This is a genomic window from Streptomyces sp. SYP-A7185 (assembly GCF_046103685.1).
Lineage (GTDB): Bacteria > Actinomycetota > Actinomycetes > Streptomycetales > Streptomycetaceae > Streptomyces.
In genome coordinates this window covers 840,942-859,984 of record NZ_CP122310.1, presented here as the reverse complement: position 1 = coordinate 859,984, position 19,043 = coordinate 840,942, and the positions used below count along the sequence as shown (strand labels likewise).

21 protein-coding genes are annotated in these 19,043 nt (G+C 71.6%); 10 read left to right on the top strand and 11 right to left on the bottom strand.

Annotated elements, in window-relative coordinates:
* Positions 1-20 precede the first annotated feature (20 nt).
* Entirely contained in the window at positions 21-1,283 is a 1,263-nt protein-coding gene (locus QBL25_RS03690) for a cytochrome P450 family protein (protein WP_409055508.1), read from the top strand.
* A gap of 27 nt (positions 1,284-1,310) precedes the next feature.
* Here the strand turns inward: QBL25_RS03690 and QBL25_RS03685 are convergent, their stop codons facing one another.
* On the bottom strand, positions 1,311-1,706 hold the full coding sequence (locus tag QBL25_RS03685) for an SHOCT domain-containing protein (RefSeq protein WP_409055507.1): 396 nt from the start codon (positions 1,704-1,706) through the stop codon (positions 1,311-1,313).
* Positions 1,707-1,838: 132 nt separating this feature from the next.
* A complete protein-coding gene (locus tag QBL25_RS03680) occupies positions 1,839-2,387 on the bottom strand; it encodes a 2'-5' RNA ligase family protein (protein ID WP_409055506.1) in 549 nt (182 codons plus the stop codon).
* Positions 2,388-2,493: 106 nt separating this feature from the next.
* On the opposite strand from QBL25_RS03680, the gene QBL25_RS03675 reads away from it, so the two are divergent.
* Positions 2,494-3,060 (top strand): cysteine hydrolase family protein, encoded by a 567-nt coding sequence (locus QBL25_RS03675; protein ID WP_409055505.1) that lies wholly within the window; start codon positions 2,494-2,496, stop codon positions 3,058-3,060.
* A gap of 15 nt (positions 3,061-3,075) precedes the next feature.
* On the opposite strand, the gene QBL25_RS03670 is transcribed toward QBL25_RS03675, so the two are convergent.
* Positions 3,076-3,396, bottom strand: coding sequence for a cupin (locus tag QBL25_RS03670; protein WP_409055504.1), 321 nt, complete (start codon positions 3,394-3,396; stop codon positions 3,076-3,078).
* Positions 3,397-3,586: 190 nt separating this feature from the next.
* Here QBL25_RS03670 and QBL25_RS03665 point away from each other — a divergent pair, with 190 nt between their 5' ends.
* Together QBL25_RS03665 and QBL25_RS03660 are read left to right on the top strand one after the other, a co-directional pair.
* Positions 3,587-4,642, top strand: a complete 1,056-nt coding sequence (locus QBL25_RS03665) for an endonuclease/exonuclease/phosphatase family protein (protein ID WP_409062539.1) — start codon at positions 3,587-3,589, stop codon at positions 4,640-4,642.
* Positions 4,643-4,709: 67 nt separating this feature from the next.
* Entirely contained in the window at positions 4,710-5,177 is a 468-nt protein-coding gene (locus QBL25_RS03660) for a hypothetical protein (protein ID WP_409055503.1), read from the top strand.
* Between the two features lie 27 nt (positions 5,178-5,204).
* On the opposite strand, the gene QBL25_RS03655 is transcribed toward QBL25_RS03660, so the two are convergent.
* The 3 genes from QBL25_RS03655 to QBL25_RS03645 all read right to left on the bottom strand — a co-directional run bounded on the left by QBL25_RS03655 (position 5,205) and on the right by QBL25_RS03645 (position 9,384).
* The gene (locus QBL25_RS03655) at positions 5,205-6,737 is read right to left on the bottom strand and encodes an aldehyde dehydrogenase family protein (protein ID WP_409055502.1); all 1,533 of its coding nucleotides are present in this window, start codon (positions 6,735-6,737) and stop codon (positions 5,205-5,207) included.
* A 52-nt stretch (positions 6,738-6,789) separates the two neighbouring features.
* Entirely contained in the window at positions 6,790-8,193 is a 1,404-nt protein-coding gene (locus QBL25_RS03650) for a 2-oxoadipate dioxygenase/decarboxylase family protein (protein WP_409055501.1), read from the bottom strand.
* Positions 8,194-8,256: 63 nt separating this feature from the next.
* Positions 8,257-9,384 carry an NAD(P)/FAD-dependent oxidoreductase gene (locus tag QBL25_RS03645; protein ID WP_409055500.1) on the bottom strand — a complete coding sequence of 376 codons (1,128 nt, stop codon included), beginning with the start codon at positions 9,382-9,384 and terminating at the stop codon, positions 8,257-8,259.
* 367 nt (positions 9,385-9,751) lie between these two features.
* On the opposite strand from QBL25_RS03645, the gene QBL25_RS03640 reads away from it, so the two are divergent.
* On the top strand, positions 9,752-10,702 hold the full coding sequence (locus QBL25_RS03640) for a LysR family transcriptional regulator (protein ID WP_409055499.1): 951 nt from the start codon (positions 9,752-9,754) through the stop codon (positions 10,700-10,702).
* Here the strand turns inward: QBL25_RS03640 and QBL25_RS03635 are convergent.
* Together QBL25_RS03635 and QBL25_RS03630 are read right to left on the bottom strand one after the other, a co-directional pair.
* Entirely contained in the window at positions 10,693-11,859 is a 1,167-nt protein-coding gene (locus QBL25_RS03635) for an alanine--tRNA ligase-related protein (RefSeq protein WP_409062538.1), read from the bottom strand. The genes QBL25_RS03640 and QBL25_RS03635 overlap by 10 nt on opposite strands.
* Before the next feature lie 356 nt (positions 11,860-12,215).
* The gene (locus QBL25_RS03630) at positions 12,216-12,674 is read right to left on the bottom strand and encodes a DUF3592 domain-containing protein (RefSeq protein WP_409062537.1); all 459 of its coding nucleotides are present in this window, start codon (positions 12,672-12,674) and stop codon (positions 12,216-12,218) included.
* A gap of 203 nt (positions 12,675-12,877) precedes the next feature.
* Here QBL25_RS03630 and QBL25_RS03625 point away from each other — a divergent pair, with 203 nt between their 5' ends.
* Positions 12,878-13,540, top strand: coding sequence for a TetR/AcrR family transcriptional regulator (locus QBL25_RS03625; protein WP_409055498.1), 663 nt, complete (start codon positions 12,878-12,880; stop codon positions 13,538-13,540).
* Between the two features lie 80 nt (positions 13,541-13,620).
* On the opposite strand, the gene QBL25_RS03620 is transcribed toward QBL25_RS03625, so the two are convergent.
* Positions 13,621-14,163 (bottom strand): hypothetical protein, encoded by a 543-nt coding sequence (locus QBL25_RS03620; RefSeq protein ID WP_409055497.1) that lies wholly within the window; start codon positions 14,161-14,163, stop codon positions 13,621-13,623.
* Between the two features lie 151 nt (positions 14,164-14,314).
* Here QBL25_RS03620 and QBL25_RS03615 point away from each other — a divergent pair, with 151 nt between their 5' ends.
* Positions 14,315-14,896 (top strand): sugar O-acetyltransferase, encoded by a 582-nt coding sequence (locus QBL25_RS03615; RefSeq protein ID WP_409055496.1) that lies wholly within the window; start codon positions 14,315-14,317, stop codon positions 14,894-14,896.
* A 12-nt stretch (positions 14,897-14,908) separates the two neighbouring features.
* The gene (locus tag QBL25_RS03610; RefSeq protein WP_409055495.1) at positions 14,909-15,457 is read left to right on the top strand and encodes a TetR/AcrR family transcriptional regulator; all 549 of its coding nucleotides are present in this window, start codon (positions 14,909-14,911) and stop codon (positions 15,455-15,457) included.
* 174 nt (positions 15,458-15,631) lie between these two features.
* Here QBL25_RS03610 and QBL25_RS03605 read toward each other — a convergent pair whose 3' ends face one another.
* Positions 15,632-16,543, bottom strand: a complete 912-nt coding sequence (locus tag QBL25_RS03605) for a calcium-binding protein (protein ID WP_409055494.1) — start codon at positions 16,541-16,543, stop codon at positions 15,632-15,634.
* Between the two features lie 280 nt (positions 16,544-16,823).
* Positions 16,824-17,861 carry an NAD(P)-dependent alcohol dehydrogenase gene (locus QBL25_RS03600; protein ID WP_409055493.1) on the bottom strand — a complete coding sequence of 346 codons (1,038 nt, stop codon included), beginning with the start codon at positions 17,859-17,861 and terminating at the stop codon, positions 16,824-16,826.
* Positions 17,862-17,993: 132 nt separating this feature from the next.
* Between QBL25_RS03600 and QBL25_RS03595 the strand changes: the two genes are divergently transcribed.
* The gene (locus QBL25_RS03595; RefSeq protein WP_409055492.1) at positions 17,994-18,581 is read left to right on the top strand and encodes a TetR family transcriptional regulator; all 588 of its coding nucleotides are present in this window, start codon (positions 17,994-17,996) and stop codon (positions 18,579-18,581) included.
* Positions 18,582-18,861: 280 nt separating this feature from the next.
* On the top strand, positions 18,862-19,035 hold the full coding sequence (locus tag QBL25_RS03590) for a hypothetical protein (RefSeq protein WP_409055491.1): 174 nt from the start codon (positions 18,862-18,864) through the stop codon (positions 19,033-19,035).
* Positions 19,036-19,043: the final 8 nt, after the last annotated feature.

Sequence of the window (19,043 nt, the reverse complement as noted above, 5' to 3'; positions counted from 1 at the left end):
CCCTCGCCCAGGAGAGCCCGTTGAACACGCCACCGGTGAACACCGCAGCCAGCCAGCCGCACCGCTTCGACCCGGCCGGCGGCTGCCCGCACGCGGACAACGCCCGCCTCCTGGCGGGCGGCGCCGTCGCCCCCGTGGTCCTGCCCGGTGACGTCCAGGGCATGGCGGTCCTGGGCCACGACGCGCTCAAGGAATTCCTCGCCCACCCCGACGTCGCGAAGAACGCCCGGCACTTCGCCGCCCTCCAGGCGGGTGAGATACCCGACGGCTGGCCGCTGAAGACGTTCGCGACGGTGCAGGGCATGACGACCGCCGACGGCACCGACCACCGCAGGCTGCGCTCCTTGATGGGCAAGGCGTTCACCGCGCGCCGGGTGGCGGAACTCCAGCCGCGGATCATGGCCCTGACGACCGAGCTGCTCGACGGCCTCGACCGCGCGGCCGCCGACGGTGAGGGCGTCGCGGACTTGCGGAAGCACTTCGCGCTGCCGCTGCCCATGGGGGTCATCTGCGAACTCCTGGGCGTGGACGCGGAGTACCACGACCGGCTGCACCATCTGTCGAACCAGATCGTCGCCACCGACATCGGCCCCCAGGAGGCCATGGCGGCCAACAAGGAGATGGTGGAGGTACTCGGCGCGGTCGCCGCCGCCCGCGCGGCGGACCCGGGGGACGACCTGACCACCGCCCTGATCGCGGCCCGGGAGGAGAACGGCGACCGGCTCAGCCCGCACGAGCTCCTGGGCACCCTGATGCTCACGATCATCGCCGGTCACGAGACCACGCTGAACCTCATCACCAACGCCGTACGCGCCCTGTGCACCCACCGCGAGCAGCTCGCCCTGGCGCAGTCCGGCAAGGTGAGCTGGGCGGACGTGGTCGAGGAGACCCTGCGCTGGGACAGCCCCGTCAGCTACTTCCCCTTCCGGTACCCCACCCGTGACCTCACGCTCGACGGCACCGTCATCCCCCAGGGCACCCCTGTGCTGGCCGGCTACTCCGCGGCGGGCCGCGACCGGCAGGCCCACGGCCCCGACGCCGACCGCTTCGACGTCACCCGCGACAACACCACCACCCGGCACCTGTCCCTGGGCCACGGCGCGCACTTCTGCATGGGCGCCCCGCTGGCCCGCATGGAGGCCACCATCGCCCTGGAGCAGCTCTTCACCCGCTTCCCCGACCTCGACCTCGCGGTCCCGGAGCCCGAACTGCCCCGCCACGCGTCCTTCGTGGGCAACAGCGTGCAGAAGCTTCCCGTACGCGTGGGCGGCCGACGGCCGTAGCACCGCGCCCGGGGGCGGGAGCACGGCTCAGGCGAGGATCTTCTCCTTGGCCTTCTCGTACTCCTCGGCGGTCAGGTCACCGCTCTTCTTGAGCTCGGCGAGCTTCGCCAGCTCGTCGACGTGGCCGCCGCCGGGGCCCGAGCCCGCCGCCTTCTGCACGTAGGCACGGAACGCCTGTTCCTGTTCCTTGACCTGGGCCACGTCCCGCTCGCCCATGCTGCGTCCACGGGCGATGAGGTAGACGAAGACGCCGAGGAACGGGAAGACCAGCACGAAGATGAGCCAGCCCGCCTTCCACCAGCCGCTGAGCGTGTGATCGCGGAACAGGTCCGTGATCACCTTGAACAGCAGGAAGAACCACATGATCCACAGGAAGAGGTACAGCATCGTCAGGAACAGGTTCAGCAGCGGGTAGTCGTCCATGGAGGGTGCCCCTTTCACGGAATCCGCGAGGCCGCGGATGAATTCCGATGCATCAGGCATATCCCTGAACGAGTGCTCCCGCATCTCGGGCCGCGGGGCGCGGCCCTCGCCGCCGCGGCCGGCGTGCGGCCCTCAGCGAAGGCGGTACGCGGCGCGGTCCTGCCAGCGTGTGCCGTCCCAGGCGATCAGATGGACCGCGCGGACCCGGCAGCTCAGCGGCAGCCGGGGCGCCAGTTCGGCCTCCAATGCGTCATACACCGCGTCCTGGGTCGCGGGGCCCTCGCTGTTCGCGAGCGTCAGGTGCGGGGCGAGCGGAGGGTCGAATATCCCCCGGTAGGGCACCGCGTCCGGCCAGCGGTCCTGGAGGGCTTTGGTCAGGGCCGTGACGGGGGCGTGCGGCCACGGGTCGAGGTAGAGCACGCCGGGGTAGCGGGCGAACTCGGCGAAGGTCAGCGTGAAGGCGTCATGCGCGGCGAAGAGGGCGGACAGCTCGCGGTGGGCCGCGGCGTCGATGCGGCTCGCGTGCACGAAGGGGTAGAGCACCGTCACATGGGCCGGGAACCCCGCCCGGACCAGCGGATCGGCCGCCGGCACCTTGATGGTCAGCGCGGTCTCACCCGGCACGTCCGGCCACCCGTCCCCCGTGGGCTCGGGCTCGGCGTGCTTTTGGTCGGCAGTCATCACGCGCCATGATCGCACTGGCCGGAGGTGACCTTGTCCCGGCGGCACGGACGGGGTGGACTGGGCGGGCCCCGCGGAAGAACCGAGAGACGAAGGGACCACGAGCATGGCGGCGAACAGCGCCCTCCTCGTCATGGACGTCCAGCGCGAGATCGTCGGCCTCGCCGACGCCGGCCCGGATTATCTGCCTGGCCTGCGCCGGGCGATCGACGGCGCACGCGCGGCGGACATCCCCGTGATCTACGTGGCCATCGGGTTACGGCCGGACCGCCCCGACGTCAGCCCCCGCAACAAGGCGCTCACCGCGGTGGTGCGGGCGGGTCTGCACGTCGAGGGCGGGCCGGGCAGCGAGATCCATCCCGACATCGCGCCCCGGCCGGGCGAAATTGTGATCACCAAGCGGCGCGGCAGCGCGTTCTCCGGCAGCGACCTGGACCTGGTGCTCAGGGCGCGCGACATCGACCACCTCGTGCTCACGGGCATCGCCACCAGCGGCGTCGTCCTGCACACCGCGTGTCACGCCAACGACCACGACCTCGGGCTGACCGTGCTGTCGGACGCCTGCCTCGACCTGGACCCCGAGGTGCACGAACTCCTGGTCCGCAAGCTGTTCCCGCAGTGGGCGGAGGTCATGGCCGTGGAGGAGTGGCTCAAGGCCGTCGCGGCGCACTAGCGCGGGTCCGCCGGCTCAGACCTCGGTGACGGCCGTCAGGACGACCGCCGAGTCGTCGAGCGCGGTCAGGCCGTGCCGCTCGTGCGGGATGGGCGCGAACTCGCCCTCGCCCAGTTCGAGCGTGTCGCTGCCGGTGGTGAGACCGACCCGGCCGCGCAGGACGAACAGGGTGGCGGCCCGCGGCGTGTCGTGCTCGCCCAGCTCGGTCCCGGTGGTGAGCACGATGAGGCTCTGCCGCAGTGGGCCGTCGTGCAGGAGCAGCTCGGCGCTGCGCCCGTGTGCGGCGGTGCGGGCCTTTTCGAGGTGCTCCCCGACGAGGGCGTAGAGGTCGGCCACGGCAGGTCCCTTCGACGGGAACGGGCGTTTGGGTGCGGACGCGCGTACGAACGCACGTCACCTCAGTGTTCCCGCTGCCGGCACGATCCGCATCCGTCGGCCGCAACCCGGTCACCCGACGGGGGCGTCCTTCTGGCCAGCCGCGCTCACGTCCGGGGAGCGGGCGGAACACGGAAGACGGGTGCGCGGAGTGGAGCGGGTGGACGGCGGCAGCGCGCCGGGAACGCCGGGAACGACGGAGTCACGGAGGGCGCGCCTGCGGCGGTGGCCCAGGGCCGGCGGCCTGCTGCGGTGGGGAGCGGAGGCGACGGGCCGCTCGCCCTGGGCGCGCGGCCGCGTCCTCGCGGCGCTCGCCGTCGTGACCGCGGCCCTGCTGGCGTTCCACTCCGCCGTGCCCAACAGGGTCGGACGCCTGGGCAGCCTCCTGGAGACGTTCCTGCCCTGGCTCGGTCTGGCCGTGCCCCTTCTGCTGGTCCTGGCCTTGCTGCGCCGATCGGCCGTGGCTCTGGTGGCGCTGCTGTGGCCGGCCGCCGTCTGGGGATTCCTCTTCGGCGGGCGGGTGGTCGCCGGGGACCGTGGCGCCCATGACATCACGGCCGTCCAGCACAACGTCAGCGACGTGAACACCGACCCGGCGGGCACCGCCCGCGCTCTGAGTGAGTCCGGACCTGATCTCATCGCCCTGGAGGAACTGACACCGGCCGCCCGGCCGGCGTACGCGAGGGAACTGGCGGCACGCTATCCCCACCGGGCCGTGCGGGGCACGGTCGGCCTGTGGTCGAAGTACCCCCTGGCCGACGTCCGGGCGGTGGACATCAGGCCGCAAGGCGTCGGCACGGACTGGAACCGCGGGCTGCGGGCGAGTGCCCGTACGCCGTGGGGCGAGGTCGCGGTGTACGTGGCGCACCTGCCCTCGGTGCGTGTCCAGGCGCGCGGTCTGACCTCCGGGCGACGCGACGAGAGCGCCGGTCTGCTGGGCGCGGAACTGGCCGCCGAGAAACGGCAGAAGGTGATCCTCCTCGGTGACCTCAACGGCACGGTGGACGACCGCGGCCTCGACCCGGTCACGGCCCGGCTGGACTCCGTGGGCCGGGAATTCTCCGCCTTCAGCTGGCCGACGGCTTTCCCCGTGGCCCGGATCGACCACGTCATGACCCGCGCGGCCACCGTCACCCACGTCCGCACGCTCCCGGCCACCACCAGCGACCACCTCCCCCTCGCCGCCGACATCACCTTCACCCCTTGATCCGCACTTCCCCGGCCTCCACCCGTGCGACAGCATGAGGTCTTTCGCCGTCGCAGAAGGAGTGGGAATGGGATACGACCTGCAAGCAGTGATCGGCGGCGAGATGCTGCGCACCGCGTCGCGGGAGCTGCCTGCCGCCCGGCTGGCTTCGATCGGGCAGGGCCTGTCGCTGATGCCGATGACGGACGCCTTCCTCGACTCCCTCGCAAAGGGCGGTGAGGACGGCGCTCTGGGCTTCTGGCAGCTGCGAGCAGGGTTCGCGGAAACCCTCGCCACGTGGTCAGCCGCCGGGCCGCTCGCGTACGTCGAGGCCGAGTACTTCGGCGGCGCGGGTGAACAGACGGCGGTCGTCTGGGACGGGGGCGCAGTCGTGCTGGGGCCGCTCCACGAGCCGGAGGGGCAGGCGTCGCCGCCCGAGGGCAGCCCGATCTCCCGGGCGCTGCGGCGGCTGGGTGCGGTCGCGGCCCCCGGGCAGGACGAGTTCACGGCCGTGGGCCTTGACCGGCACCGGAGCAACGAGCGGTGGATCGCGTGAGCTCCTGACGGGGCCGGCCCCGTTCGGTCAGAGGAAGCTGACGTTCTGGGCCAGGGCCAGGCGGCCGGAGTAGTTGATGGTGTTGGTGGCCGGGCGCATGTACGCGCGCCAGGCGTCCGAGCCGGACTCGCGGCCTCCGCCCGTCTCCTTCTCGCCGCCGAACGCGCCCCCGATCTCGGCCCCGGACGTCCCGATGTTGACGTTGGCGATGCCGCAGTCGGACCCCTCGCAGGACAGGAAGAGCTCGGCCTCCTGCTGGTCGCGGGTGAAGATGCTGGAGGAAAGACCCTGCGCGACGTCGTTGTGCAGCGCGACGGCCTCCTCCAGGGAGTCGTAGGTGAGCACGTACAGGATGGGGGCGAAGGTCTCCTGGCGTACGACGTCGGTCTGCTCGTCGACGCGGACCATGACCGGCTCGGCGTAGGCGGCCCGTGGCGCCACGTCCGCCAGGCGCCGGTTGCCCCCGGCGAGGACCTTGCCGCCCTGCGCCTGTACGCGGCTGAGCGCGTCCCGCATGCGGTCGAGGGCGGCGGTCGAGATGAGCGGACCGACCAGGGTGCTCTCGTCGAACGGGTCACCGATGGGGAGCTTGCCGTACGCGGCGGTGAGACGCGCGAGGAGGGTGTCGGCGATGTCGCGGTGGACGATGAGGCGGCGCAGCGTGGTGCACCGCTGGCCCGCCGTCCCCGCCGCCGCGAAGACGATGCCCTGCACCGCCAGGTCCAGGTCGGCCGACGGCGCCACGACCGCGGCGTTGTTGCCGCCGAGTTCCAGCAGGCTGCGCCCGAAGCGCGCGGCCACCCGGGGGCCGACCTCCCGGCCCATGCGGGTGGATCCGGTGGCGCTGAGCAGCGCGACACGCGGATCGTCGACCAGCCGCTCGCCCACGGCCCGGTCACCGAGCAGCAGCCGGTGCACGTCGCGGGGCGCGCCGACCTCCTCCGCCGCCCGGGCGAGGAGCCGGTCGCAGGCCAGCGAGATCAGCGGGGTCAGCTCGGACGGCTTCCAGACCACGGTGTCACCGCAGACCAGGGCCACCGCCGTGTTCCAGGACCAGACCGCGGCGGGGAAGTTGAACGCGGAGATCACGCCGACCACGCCCAGCGGATGCCAGGTCTCGGCGAGGCGGTGGCCGGGGCGCTCGGAGGCGATGGTGCGCCCGTAGAGCTGGCGCGAGAGACCGACGGCGAATTCGCAGATGTCGATCATCTCCTGGACCTCGCCCAGCGCCTCGGAGCGGATCTTGCCCGCTTCGATCGTGATCAGGTCCGCCAGGTCGCTCTGGTGGTCGCGCAGCAACTCGCCCAGGCGGCGCACCAGTTCGCCGCGGCGCGGGGCCGGTGTGGTGCGCCAGGCGAGGAACGCCTCGCGGGCGGCGGCCACGGCGTCGTCGGCGTCGACCGCGCTCGACGCCGTCAGCCCGAAGAGGTCCTCGCCCGTGATGGGTGTGCGGGCCCGCAGGGCGCCGCCCTCCGGGACGGTCACGCCGACGCGCCGCAGGCTCGTACGGGCACGGGTGCGCAGGTCGTCGGTGGTGGGCAGGGCGGTGGTGCCGGTCATGGCGCTCCCTGGGTGAGGTGTGCGGACGGGCTGAGGACGAACACGGAGGAAGTCAGCGGGGCCCGGGCCCGGCCTGGACGTCGATGCCCAGTTCGCGTCCTGCCCGGGCGATCGACAGGCGCTGTTGATCCGCGTACAGGGCGAACGGGTCGATGACCTCGCGGTCCATGGCCCCGGACAGCCAGGCGTCGTCGTACGCGGCGCCCTCCTGTCCGGTGTGCCGGGAGCCCTCGCCGCTGAGGTTGGACTGGAAGATGCCGGCGGCGGAGCGCGGCAGGAAGTCCTCGTACACGATGGGCTCGGCCCGCAGCCAGCCCCGGCTCTCCAGCTCGCCGAGGGTGGTCGGGGGCTGCGTCCCGTCGCGCGGCCGGTCGGGCTCGGCGCGGTAGGTGAAGTAGGCCAGCTCCTGGGCGGCCAGTTCACGTTCGGTGGCCGGGACGTGCGCGGTCCACAGGGCGCGGGCCGTTTCGGCGCGGTCGGCTGCGGGGCGCCGGGCGCACTCCTCGTCCACGAGGGTGAGCAGGCGGTCGTAGAGGGCGCGGCCCGCCGGGGTCAGGGCGATGCCGCGGGCCTCGACCTCGCCGAACCGCACCCGCAGGGCGCCGCGCGTGACGCTGCCGTCGGCCAGACGCAGGGCGCGCGGTTCGGCCAGGGCGCGGAAGGACGTCTGGCGCAGGAGCAGGTCAGGTCCCTTCCAGGCGGGTGGACCCTGGATGGTGTCGATCATCTCGATGCCGCGGTCGGTCATCCGCCGGTACAGCTCGTCGATGTCCAGGACCCGCGGAGTGAGGTGGTTGATGTGGGTGGAGCGGACGCCCCCGATGTCCGCGGCGACCGCCGAGACCCTCTCCAGTTCCTCGTACCAGGACCGGTCGATCGGTTCGGCGGACAACTCGAAGGCGCGCACGGCGAGGTGGAGGAAGCGCCCGGCATCCGCCTCGGGCAGCGCACGCTCCGCCTCGGCCCGGTCGGCCAGCGTGAGCAGCTCCGGCGGGAACAGCTCGCGCCCGGCGAGGAAGGTCTCCAGGCGCGAGCGCAGGTCGGCGTCGAAGAAGCGCGGATCCGCGGGTGTGAGCAGGGAGGTGAAGACCCGGAAGGGATTGCGCGCCAACTCGTCGGCGTCCACCGGCCGGAACGCCGTCGACACGACCGGCACCGCGCTCGCGGCCGCCTCCCGCAGGTCGTAGAACCCGACGGGACGCATGCCGAGCGCGCCGAAGATCCGGGCGACGTCGCGCAGTTCGGCGGGGGTGCCGACACGGATGGCGCCGTGCCGCTCCGCGGTGACCCGGCCGATGGATCCCAGCCGTTCGGCGTCGGCGCCCCGCGCCCTCAGGGTCTCCTCGTTCACCTCGCGCGAGACGTCCACGAGGGTGGTGTAGGCGGGGACTTCCCGTCCGTACATCTCCGAGAGCCGTGCGGCGAAGGCGGCCCGCAGCCGCCACTGGCTGATCATGAGTGTTCTGCCTTTCGGACGACTCGGATGCGTACGGCTAGGACGGCTCGGACGGGACAGGGGTCATACGACATGGGCCTCGGGACGGCTCGCGGCCCCGGCCCGGAAGCGGTCGACGCTCATCGGTGCGATGTCGACGCAGGGCGCACGCCCCAGATACAGATCGCGCACGATCTCGCCGACCGCCGGTGCCTGGAGGAAACCGTGCCCCGAAAAGCCGGTGGCGTAAAGGAAGTTGGACGGCTCGTCGGAGCGGCCGATCAGGGCGTTGTGGTCGGGCGTGACCTCGTACAGGCCGGCCCAGCCACCGGCGAGGGGCATCGTGGCGAGGGCCGGGGCGCGGTGGCGTACGACTTCTTGGAACAGGTCGAGCCACTCCGGGGTCCAGGTGGTGTCGAAGCCATCGGCCTGCCGGGGGTCCGCGAGGCCGAGGAGCAGGCCGTCGTCGCTGTTGTGGAAGTAGGCCGACGAGGTGAAGTCGATGGTGAAGGGGATGCGCGGGGCCTGCGGGGACAGCGGCGCGGTGAAGGCGAGTTGGCGCCGCACGGGCCGGACGGGAAGCTCGACGCCGACCATGGAGCCGAGCTGCGCGGCCCAGGCTCCCGCCGCGCAGATCACGGTGGAGCAGCCGACGGTCCCACGGTCGGTGTGCACGGCGCTGACGCGGTCGCCGGTGGTGTCCATGCCGGTCACGCGGGTGTGCGTGGCGAAGCGGACGCCCGCCCCGCTCGCCGCGTCGGCGTAGCCGTGCACGACCAGACCGGGGCGGGCGTGCCCGTCCGTGGGGGAGTGGACGGCGGCGACCAGGCCCTCGGTGGACAGGTAGGGGCAGAGGCGTCGGGCCTCGGCGGCGTCGATCATGCGGCTGGGCACGCCGAGGCTGTTCTGCAACCGCACGCTCTCGGTGAACTGCTCTGCCTGGCGCTCGCCGGTGAGCAGGAAGAGGTAGCCCACGGTGTCCAGGCGGATGTCGGCGCCGGGCCGGTGCGGGAAGTCCTGGAAGGCGCGCAGGCTGCGGCGGCCGAGCTCGATGTTGAGCGGGTCGGAGAAGTGGGCGCGTACGCCGCCGATGGGTTTGCCGGAGCTGCCGCAGGCGAGTTCGCCGCGTTCGACCACGAGGACGTCGCTCACGCCCGCTTCGGCGAGGTGGAAGGCGATGGAGGCGCCCATCACGCCTCCTCCGACGATCACGACATCGGCGGCCGACGGAAGGGCGCGGAAGGCGGGGGTGCCGGACGCGCGAGGGGAGGACGGACCCGGTGGGGAGGAAGGACTCGGCGGGGAGGACGGGCGCGGTATGGAGGACGGGCGCGGTGAAGAGGGCACAAGAAGCCGATCCCTTCCGGAGGCCGCGCCCGGACCGACGCCCCTGAAAGGGCATCAGTTCACGTGCACGGCAGGGCCGTCAGAAACTTGCTCATGCTCATGGTGCGGAGAAGGCTCAGGAACTCGCGGGGCGCAGATCAGCCGGCTGCCCGCCATCGTGACGCAGCCCGACCGTTGACGTCCATGAACGGTTTCTGCTCCTGATCTTTGACGGTCTCTGTACGGTCGCCTCATGGACTGGACGAGTGCGCAGCTGCGGTCCCTGGTGGAGCTGACCCGGCGCGGCACCGTCACCGCCGTCGCCCAGGCCCTCGGCTACACCCCGGGCGGGGTCTCCCAGCAGATCGCCGCGCTGGAGAGGGCGGCGGGGACGCCCCTGCTGTGCCGGGCGGGCCGCCGGGTGGAGCTGACCGACGCCGGGCTCACGCTGGCCCGGCACGCCCAGCGGATCCTGGCCGCGGAGGCCGAGGCCGTCGAGGAGCTGGAGCGCGGTCGCGGCACGGTCACCGGCACCCTGGTGGTCGGCCTGTTCGCCACGGCCGCCGCCGAGATACTGCCGCCCGCCCTGCGGCAGGTGCACGCGGCTCACCCCGAACTCGCCGTGCACAGCCGCGACATGGACGTGGACGAGGTGTACGACGCCGTCGCCTCGGGAGGCGTCGACCTGGCGCTCGGCCTCGACTATCCGGACGTGCCCATCCCGCGTGACGCCGCGCTGCGCGTGAGCCGGCTCTACCGTGAGCGCTTCGCCCTTGCGGTGCCCACCGGCTGGATGGAGGGCCGCGACCGCGCCGCCTTGGCCGACACCCGGGACCTGGCGTGGATCCTGCCGTCGGCCGACAGCTACTACGGGCGGGCCGTGCGCACCGCGTGCCGCCGAGCGGGTCTGGAACCGGACGTGCGCCACGAGGTCACCGACACCGCCGCGACCCTGGCGCTCGTGGAGGCGGGCATCGGCGTGAGCACGGTGACCGAGTTGATGCTCGGCCTCCGTGCCTCACGCTTCGACGTGGTGCGGCTGCGCGAGCGGATCGAACGGCACGTGGTCGTGGTGTGCCGCGCCTCCGCCGAACGGCGCCCGGCGGTGGCGGCACTGGTCGACGTCCTGCGCACGGTGACCGATCAGCGCCGCCAGGCGCACGGGGGAAGCACCCCCGAAGCGCCGGACACCCGTCAGCCCTGACGCAGGGCCACGACCAGATCGCGCGGCAGGCCGTGGGTGTCGTGGAGGTAGTGGAAGTCCTCCTCGCCGATCGGACCCCGGAAGCGCGGGCGGGCGAGCACCTGCCGCCCCCGCTCGATGAGCCCCCGGAACCGTCGCTCCTCGTCGAGCAGAACGCCGCGCACCTCGTGCGGATCCACGGCCTGACGGAAATGGTCCACGGTGTGCCGCACCAACTCGTCGGGCAGGTCGACCAGTTGACGCGAAGGGTCGTCCCGCCACAGCACGGTGAGCACACGCCGTACGAGTCGGCGCAGCACATAGCCGCGCCCGGTGTTGGAAGGACGCACCCCGTCGCCGATCACCACCATGGCCGAGCGGAGTTGGTCGCAGACCAGCCGCAGCGTCGGCTCGTCCAGCTGCCACAGCCCCGGCAGGTGCCGACGCCACGGATCGAAGAGGTCGCCTCCGTACACCGACGTCTGTCCCTGGAGCAGCGAGGCCAGCCGCTCCAGGCCGAGCCCGGTGTCGACGTTGCGCTGGGTAAGCGGTACGAGTGACCCGTCGTCGAGCCGACGGTGGCGCATCATCACGTGGTTCCACACCTCGACCCAGCGGTCGTCGCCGGTCGGCGTGGACTTGGGCGGGGTGTCGCCCGTCCAGAGGAAGATCTCCGAGTCGGGTCCGCACGGCCCGGTGGTGCCGTTGGGCCACCAGTTGTCCTCGACGGTGAGCTCCACCGGAACTCCGCGCTCCTGCCACGACTCCAGGGAGGCGGTGTCGGGACCGACCTGGTCGTCGCCGCCGAAGACGGTGGCGTGCAACAGCCGCGGATCGATGCCGAACCCCTCGGTGAGCAGGTCGTATCCCCAGTCGAGGCTCTGCGGTCCCTCGTAGTCGCCGAGCGACCAGGTGCCCAGCATCTCGAAGACGGTGAGGTGGGTGGGGTCGCCGACCTCCTCCAGGTCGGTGGTGCGCAGACAGCGCTGCACGTTGACGAGCCGCCTGCCGAGAGGATGCGGCCGTCCTTGCAGGTACGGGATGAGCGGATGCATGCCCGAGGTGGTGAACAGCACGGGGTCGCCGGGCGGGGGCAGCAGCGTCGAGCCGGTGATCCTGCGGTGGCCGCGCTCCTCGAAGTACTCGACGAACGTGCGGACGACGTCCTCGGTGGTCATCTTCACGGTGTTCATGGGTGGCTCCTTCGCGTGCAGCGGGGAGGCACCGGACGACGGGTCCGCACATCGGAGCCGGGACGGGAGAGCCACGGAGAACCACCGGCGGACCGTGTCCGGTCGCCGGTGGAAAGGGGAGGTACGTCAGGCGGCGGCAACCGGCGAGCTGGGCGCTCGCGCGGTCGCGGTGGTGTACAAGCCGGTGACGTTCATGAGCCCGACGATAACGCGCGCCTCTTCCGGGCGCACACGAATTTCAGCCGACCGCCGGCCACGCACGCCGAGACCACCGGCGACCCCACGCCGAGCCCACCGGCCGCCCCAAGCAGAGATGACCGGCGGCCCTCGGTCGACCGCGGCTACGAACGCCTTCGGCCCACCAGCGCCACGACCGTCCCGGCCCCGATGATGATCAGGCCGATTCCGCCGAAGATCAGCGGCAGCAGCCACAGCGAGACGAACCCGTCGATCCGCGCGTCCTCGGGGGAATCCGCGCGGTAGAGGACGTCGACCCGCTCACCCTGGTCGTAGGACGGGGGATTGGAGCCCATCGAGCTCTCGAAGGTCCGCGGCTTCCCGTCCGCCGACGTGAACTCGACCACGGGGTAGGCCACCGGCCCGTCGTTCCCCCGCGTCTTGCGGGACGAGCCGCTGTGGTCGGTGCGCCACTCCAGCGACACCACCGTGCCCTTGGCGCGCTCCGCATCCGTCAGGAAGGAGATGGACACCCCCGCCAGGATCACTCCGATGACCGTGAACAACGTCCCGAACGCGACCAACCCGAACGTGATCCACCGACGGGCACCCCACCCACGCACCTGCAACCGCACGACGTTCCTCTCGCTCCGCAAAGGAGAGGGACGCTATCCCAGGCGCGAGGGCCGCCGTCACCCGCCCCGGGGCCACCGCCACCTCGCACACGAGCCGGACACGTCCTGCCCACAGCCCCACGGATCGCTCTATGTCATCTAGTGACATAATGTCGCTTGAGGATGCACGAGATGGAGGGCGGCGAGGCGGTATGGCGACGGAGAAGCGCGGCTCGGGAGGAATGAGCGAGCAGCGGCGCACCCGGCTGCGCCTCGAGATCTCCCGGGAGGCGGCCCGCCTGTTCTGGGAGCAGGGAGTGGCCGCCACGAGCGGCGACCAGATCGCGGAGGCCGTGGGGCTGTCCACGCGCACGATCTGGCGGCACTTCCGCAGCAAGGAAAGCTGTGCCGAGCCGGTCGTCATGCAGGGCGTCGTCACCCTGCTGAGCGTGCTGCGCAGTTGGCCCCGAGCGGTCTCCCTCGAAGACCACCTGGCCACGGAGCTGGCCGCGTTCCGCCACACGAAGCCGCCCGTCGACCTCGCCGACGAGATGCTCGCGGTGAAGATGATCCGTCTCGCGGACACGGAACCCGCCCTGCGAACGGCATGGTTGATGGCCTGCGACCAGACGGAACAGGAGATGTGCGCGATCATCGGCGGCCGTCTCGACCGTCCGGCCGACGACCTGGAGGTGCGGATGCACGCCGCCGCCTCCGCCGGAGTCATCCGGGTGCTCGACGAGCACATCGGCGCCGCTCTCCTGGCCGACGCCGACGACCTGGCGGACTTCGCCGGCGTGGCGGCCGTCTCCCGGCGCTACGCCCACGCGATCCGTACGGCGACGGGCGGAGCGGTGGGCGACCCCGTCACCTGAGGACGCCGAGCCCCGGACGCCGGTGGCTCACGGGGCGGGCGCCGGCGTCCCGCTGGCTCACGGGGCAGTCGTCGTGCGTCTCAGGCGGCCGTAGTGGTCGTGTGCCGCAAGGACGAGTCCATGTGGCGGAAGTGGTCGAGGGTGCGGCGGCGCATCCACAGCGCCCAGCAGCAGAACCCGATCAAGGCGCCCGCGAGGACCAGCGGCATGGCCGAGAGTCCGGTGGTCACCGCCCCGAGGACGACCATGCCGACGGCGAGCAGGACCAGCGCGCCCAGCCAGTAGGGCAGCCACCGGCCGCCGCGTTCCATCTGGCCCAGCTGGTGGGTGACGAGCCGACGCATGGATGCCCGCTCCTCCGGCTCCTGCGGCACCTCGCGATGCCGGATCTTCCGGTGGAGCTCGACGACCCCTCGCCCGTCGGTGCCGGCGGCCCGGCCGGCCTTGCGCCGCTGCACGGCGACGAAGGCCATGGCGATGGCGGAGTAGAACACGCTCTGGATCACCCACACGACCGGGTGCTCGTCCGGGCGGAACAGCGCGGTGACCCCCACGCCCAGCACGAAGATCAGGGCGGCTTGGGTGATCAGGCTCTGGTCGAGCCAGCGCTTGACGACACGCATGGAACTTCCCCCTCGAAGTGGACCGACGTACGGGCGACGGGCACCGTTACCGCCTCCGAATACCCCGCCGGGACCGGAACATGAGCGATCCACGCGGGGTGGGAGCGTACGTTCGTACCTTCCGACTTCCCGAGAGTGTACGATCGTACGCATGTCGACGGACCACTTCGCGGGCGATCCGCGCACCAACCTCGAGCGCATGCTCGCGGGCGACCTCTACATCGCGGACGATCCCGAGATCGCCCGCAGGCAGCAGCGGGCCATGCGGCTCGCCGCCCGCTACCAGGCCGACTTCCTGGACGACGCGGGCGCGGCCCGGTCGGTCCTCGCCGAACTGCTCGGCTCGGTGGGCGAAGACGTCGAGGTGCGGCCTCCGCTGTACGTCGACTACGGCAGCAACATCAGCATCGGGGCCCGCACCTTCGTCAACTACCACCTCACCGCCCTGGACGTCGCGCGCATCACCATCGGCGAGGACTGCCAGATCGGCCCCAACGTCCAACTCCTGACCCCCACCCACCCCGTGGAGCCCCGGCCCCGGCGCGACAAACTGGAGGCGGCGCTCCCCATCACCATCGGGGACAACGTCTGGCTCGGCGGCGGCGCCATCGTCTGCCCCGGCGTGACGATCGGGGACAACAGCGTCATCGGGGCGGGCGCCGTGGTCACGAGAGACGTTCCCGCCGACGTGGTCGCCGTGGGGAACCCCGCCCGGCCGATCCGCGCTCTCTAGGGGCGCGTCACCATGGCCACCGGACACGCGGATCCCCGGCGGCGCGAGCGCATCCTCGCCGCCACCCTCGACCACATCGCCGACGAAGGCGTCGCCGGCGTCTCCCACCGCAAGATCGCCACCCGCGCCGCCGTGCCCCTCGGCTCGATGACGTACCACTTCACCGGCATCGACGACCTGCTCCGCGAGGCCTTCACCCTGTTCGCCGACCACATCGAGGTCGTCTTCGAACGGCACTTGGAGGACGCCGACAGCCAGGAGCAGGCCCGCGAGGCCGTCACCGACCTCATTCACGCACTTTCCGAGGGGCCCCGCCGCGACCTGGTCCTCACCCAGGAGCTCTACACCCTCGCCGCCCGCCGCCCGGAATACCGCGAGCTGACCCAGGCATGGATGCGTCGCAGCCGCCGTCTCCTGGAACGTCACTTCGACGCGGACACCTCGCGGCAACTGGACGCGCTCATCGAGGGGATGACCCTGCACCGCGCCCTGGACGGCGCACCGCACGGCCGCGAACTGACCCGTCGAGCGGTCGAACGCATCACCACCGCCGTCGCATAGCCGAGCACCTCACCACCGCCGCTCGGCCGAGCGCTTCACCGCCATCGCACGCGGGCGGCAACAGACGGCCTGTGGGCGCGCGGACCTGACGCCGCGCGCCCACAGGCGTGTGCCCGTACACATTCCGCTCGCGCGGCGCCCCCGGGTTGGCGTGATGTGCCGTGACGTGCGGCGTCAGTCCTGGTGGACGACGTTCGTGCCGGGGCCACCGGAGAGGGTGTCCCGGCCCGCGCCGCCGTACAGCTTGTCGTCGCCGCTGTTCCCGTAGATCGTGTCGTTCCCGCTGTTGCCGTACAGCGTGTCGTTGCCCCTGCCGCCGTAGACGAAGTCGTCGCCGGCGCCGGCGCGAACGGTGTCGTTGCCGTCGCCGCCGGAGAGGTTCTGCCGCTCCGCGCCGCCTTGGAGCACGTCATGGCCCGCGCCGCCGTCGGCCGCGCTCTCCGCGCCGTCCGAGTAGATCGTGTCGTTGTCGTCGCCGCCCTGCGCGATGCCTCCGGACGCGGCGTGGAGCGTGTCGCTGCCGCCGTCTCCGGCCACCACCCCGCCCGAACCCGCCGTCAGGTCGTCGTCACCCGCACCGCCCAGGACGGAGTTGCCGTCGACGTCGCCGGTGTGGGTCGAGGTGTCCTTGCCGGGGCCGAGTTCCGCCCGGGCGAAGCAGTAGGACTGGTCGGTGGCGTTGTCGTAGGCGAGCGTGTCGTCGCCGTCGCCGAGGTCCAGACGCAAGGTGACGTACGGGTCCTGGCTCTCCAAGGTGTCGACCGTGCAGGAGACCTTGGTGCGGTCCGCGCCGTCGGGGTAGGCGCAGCCGTCGAGCGCGCTGATCGGGACGGCGTCGTCGATCACGTACGTGATCTGTTCGGAGCCTTCGGACATCGACGCCCTGACGGTGACCTTGTTGGTCTGGCCGGGGGCCGCCGTGTAGACGATCTCCCGCTCGGACGTACTGAGTGCGGCGGTCGCCGTCGGCGCCGCGGCACCGGCGCTGCCCGCCAGGAGCAGCGGCGCGGCCAGCCCCGTACCGAGAGCCAGCGTCACCGCCGACGCGGAACGAACAACCCGGCGAGGAATGAGAGAAGAGGGCATGGAAAACCTCCGTGAGGCATACGTGGTCCTTGCAATGACGTGTGACTGACGGGGTTTGATGTTGGTTGTGATCCGATGAGGGAGGTGAGCGCGCACGGACTTTCGGTTACGAATTCCCACGTACCCGCTGACCAGCGGTGTTTGACCACGCATTCAGGAAGCGACGCATTGCCGTAAAGCGAGGTTGGGCGGAAATTCACGGGGGCGAGAAGATGTTTCCCGCGCCCGTCGAGCACGCCGTACAACGGGTCGAGCCTTTCCCGATCCAGCTCAGTCCAGCTCAGCCCAGGTCGGACATGTCGAGGACGAAGCGGTAGCGGACGTCATTGCGCCGGAGCCGGTCGAGGGCTTCGTTCACCTGCGCCGACGGGAGCAGTTCGATGTCGGCGGCGATGCCGTGCTCGGCGCAGAAGGCCAGCAGGGCGGCGGTGGCGGGGCGGCCGCCGCTGCCCGCCGAACTGAGCTTCTTGCGTCCGATGAGCAGGTCGGTCGTCTCCAGTGTGATCGAACCGAGGTGTCCGAGGTGGCTGAGCGTGCCGTCCATGGCGACCAGACGCAGATAGGGGCCGAGGTCGTGCGGTGCGGCGATGGTGTCGATGACGACGTCGAAGCTGTCGCGAGCGGCGGCCATCTGGTCCGGATCGGTGGAGACGACCACCTCGCGGGCGCCGAGGCGACGCGCGTCGTCGGCCTTGCCCGGCGACCTGCTGATGACCGAGGTGTCGGCACCGAGCGCCACGGCGATCTTGACGGCGAGATGCCCGAGCCCGCCCAGGCCCGCCACGGCGACGCGGCTGCCCGGTCCCACGCCCAGGGCGCGCAGCGGTTCCCAGACGGTGACCCCGGCGCAGAGCAGGGGAGCGGCGGCGGCCGGATCGAGCCCGGCGGGAAGCGGATAGGCGAAGGACGCGCGGACGACGTACTCACGGGAGTAGCCGCCCTGGGTGGTCGACCCGTCGTGACGGTCGACGCCGCCGTAGGTCAGCGTCGGGAACGCGTGGCAGAAGTTCTCCTGACCGGCCCGGCACATGGCACACGTGCCGCACGAGTCGACGATGTTGCCCACGGCCACCGGGTCGCCGACGGCGAACCCCGTGACCTCGGCCCCCGTCGCCGTCACCACACCCGTGAACTCGTGCCCCGGGACGAGGGGTTGGCCGCCGTCGCGGGCGTCCAGGGCATGCAGATCCGTGTGGCAGACCCCGCAGTAGTCCACACGGACGGCGAGATCGTCGGCGCGCAGAGCACGCCGCTTCAGCGGCATCCGCCGCAGCGTCGCGTCCGGTCCGTGGGCCTGCCGGCTGATGGTGGTCCTCATGGGGGTTCCTCTCCTGGAGTGGCGTCTTCCACGCCAATGCAAACAGACTGTTCGGTCTATCCATCTCGTCAGAAGAGTAGGGGGCCATCGCCCCTCAGGCAAACCAACTGTTCTGTTTGGTAGCCTGCGGGCATGCCGGAACAGCCCTTGACCACGCGCGGAGCCGCGACCTACCAGCGCATTCTCGACGTGGCGACCCAGGAGTTCGCCGACCACGGAATCGCCGGGGCGCGCATCGAGCGCATCGTGGCCGCGGCACGCACCAACAAGGCGCAGCTCTACTCCTACTTCGGGAACAAGGAGGGGCTCTTCGACGCCATCTTCTTCGGTTCGCTGGAGCGGATCGTGAACGTCGTCCCGATCGACGCCACGGACCTCGCGGACTGGGCGGTCCGGCTGTACGACGAGTACCTCCGCCGCCCCGACCTCATCCGCCTGGCCACCTGGGCGCGCCTGGAGCGCCGCCCGGCAGGACACCTGGTCGAGAACCCCGACCGCCTGGACGACCACAAGCTGCGCGCCATCGCCGAGGCGCAGGCCGCGGGCCGGGTGCGCGCAGGAGATCCGTTCGACGTCATGGCCATGGTCATCGCCATGTCCATGGCCTGGTCCCCGGTGAGCAACGTCTACGCGGCAACCGCCGAGGAACCCCAGGAACTGCACGACCAACGCCGAACCCTGCTCCACGACAGCGTCCGGCGCGCCATGGCCGGTGCTTGACCGCCGTGTCACCTCTCGACCGCACGTCCGAATCGTTCGACGCCATGGGGGCCGGAGACGTCCCGTGACGTATGGGCCCGTCGCTTCGCCCCGCGTCGGCCGGCCCCGCGCTCGCAGAGGGGGCGCAGCCGACCGGGCCCACGCCATATCCATTCGAAGTCCGTCATCCCGTCGCGCTATCGTGACCCGGCAATCCGCCTGGGTTGTCGATCCCCGGTGAGGGACTGCATCTTGTCCGGTTGCGGCAGCAGCGCCGCCTATTCATAGATGTGAGTGCGGTGTGACTGAGCAGCACGGAGTCGAATCAGAGCTGGTTGACCTCGGCGCGGTCAGCCCGGCCGACGCCCGCACCCTGGATGCCGCACTCGTCGAGGCGTCGATGCAGCGGCTCCTCAGCCGTATCGACGATCCGGCGAGCAGCATGGGTGGCTACAACCCGCAGCGCGACGAGTAGCGCGAGCG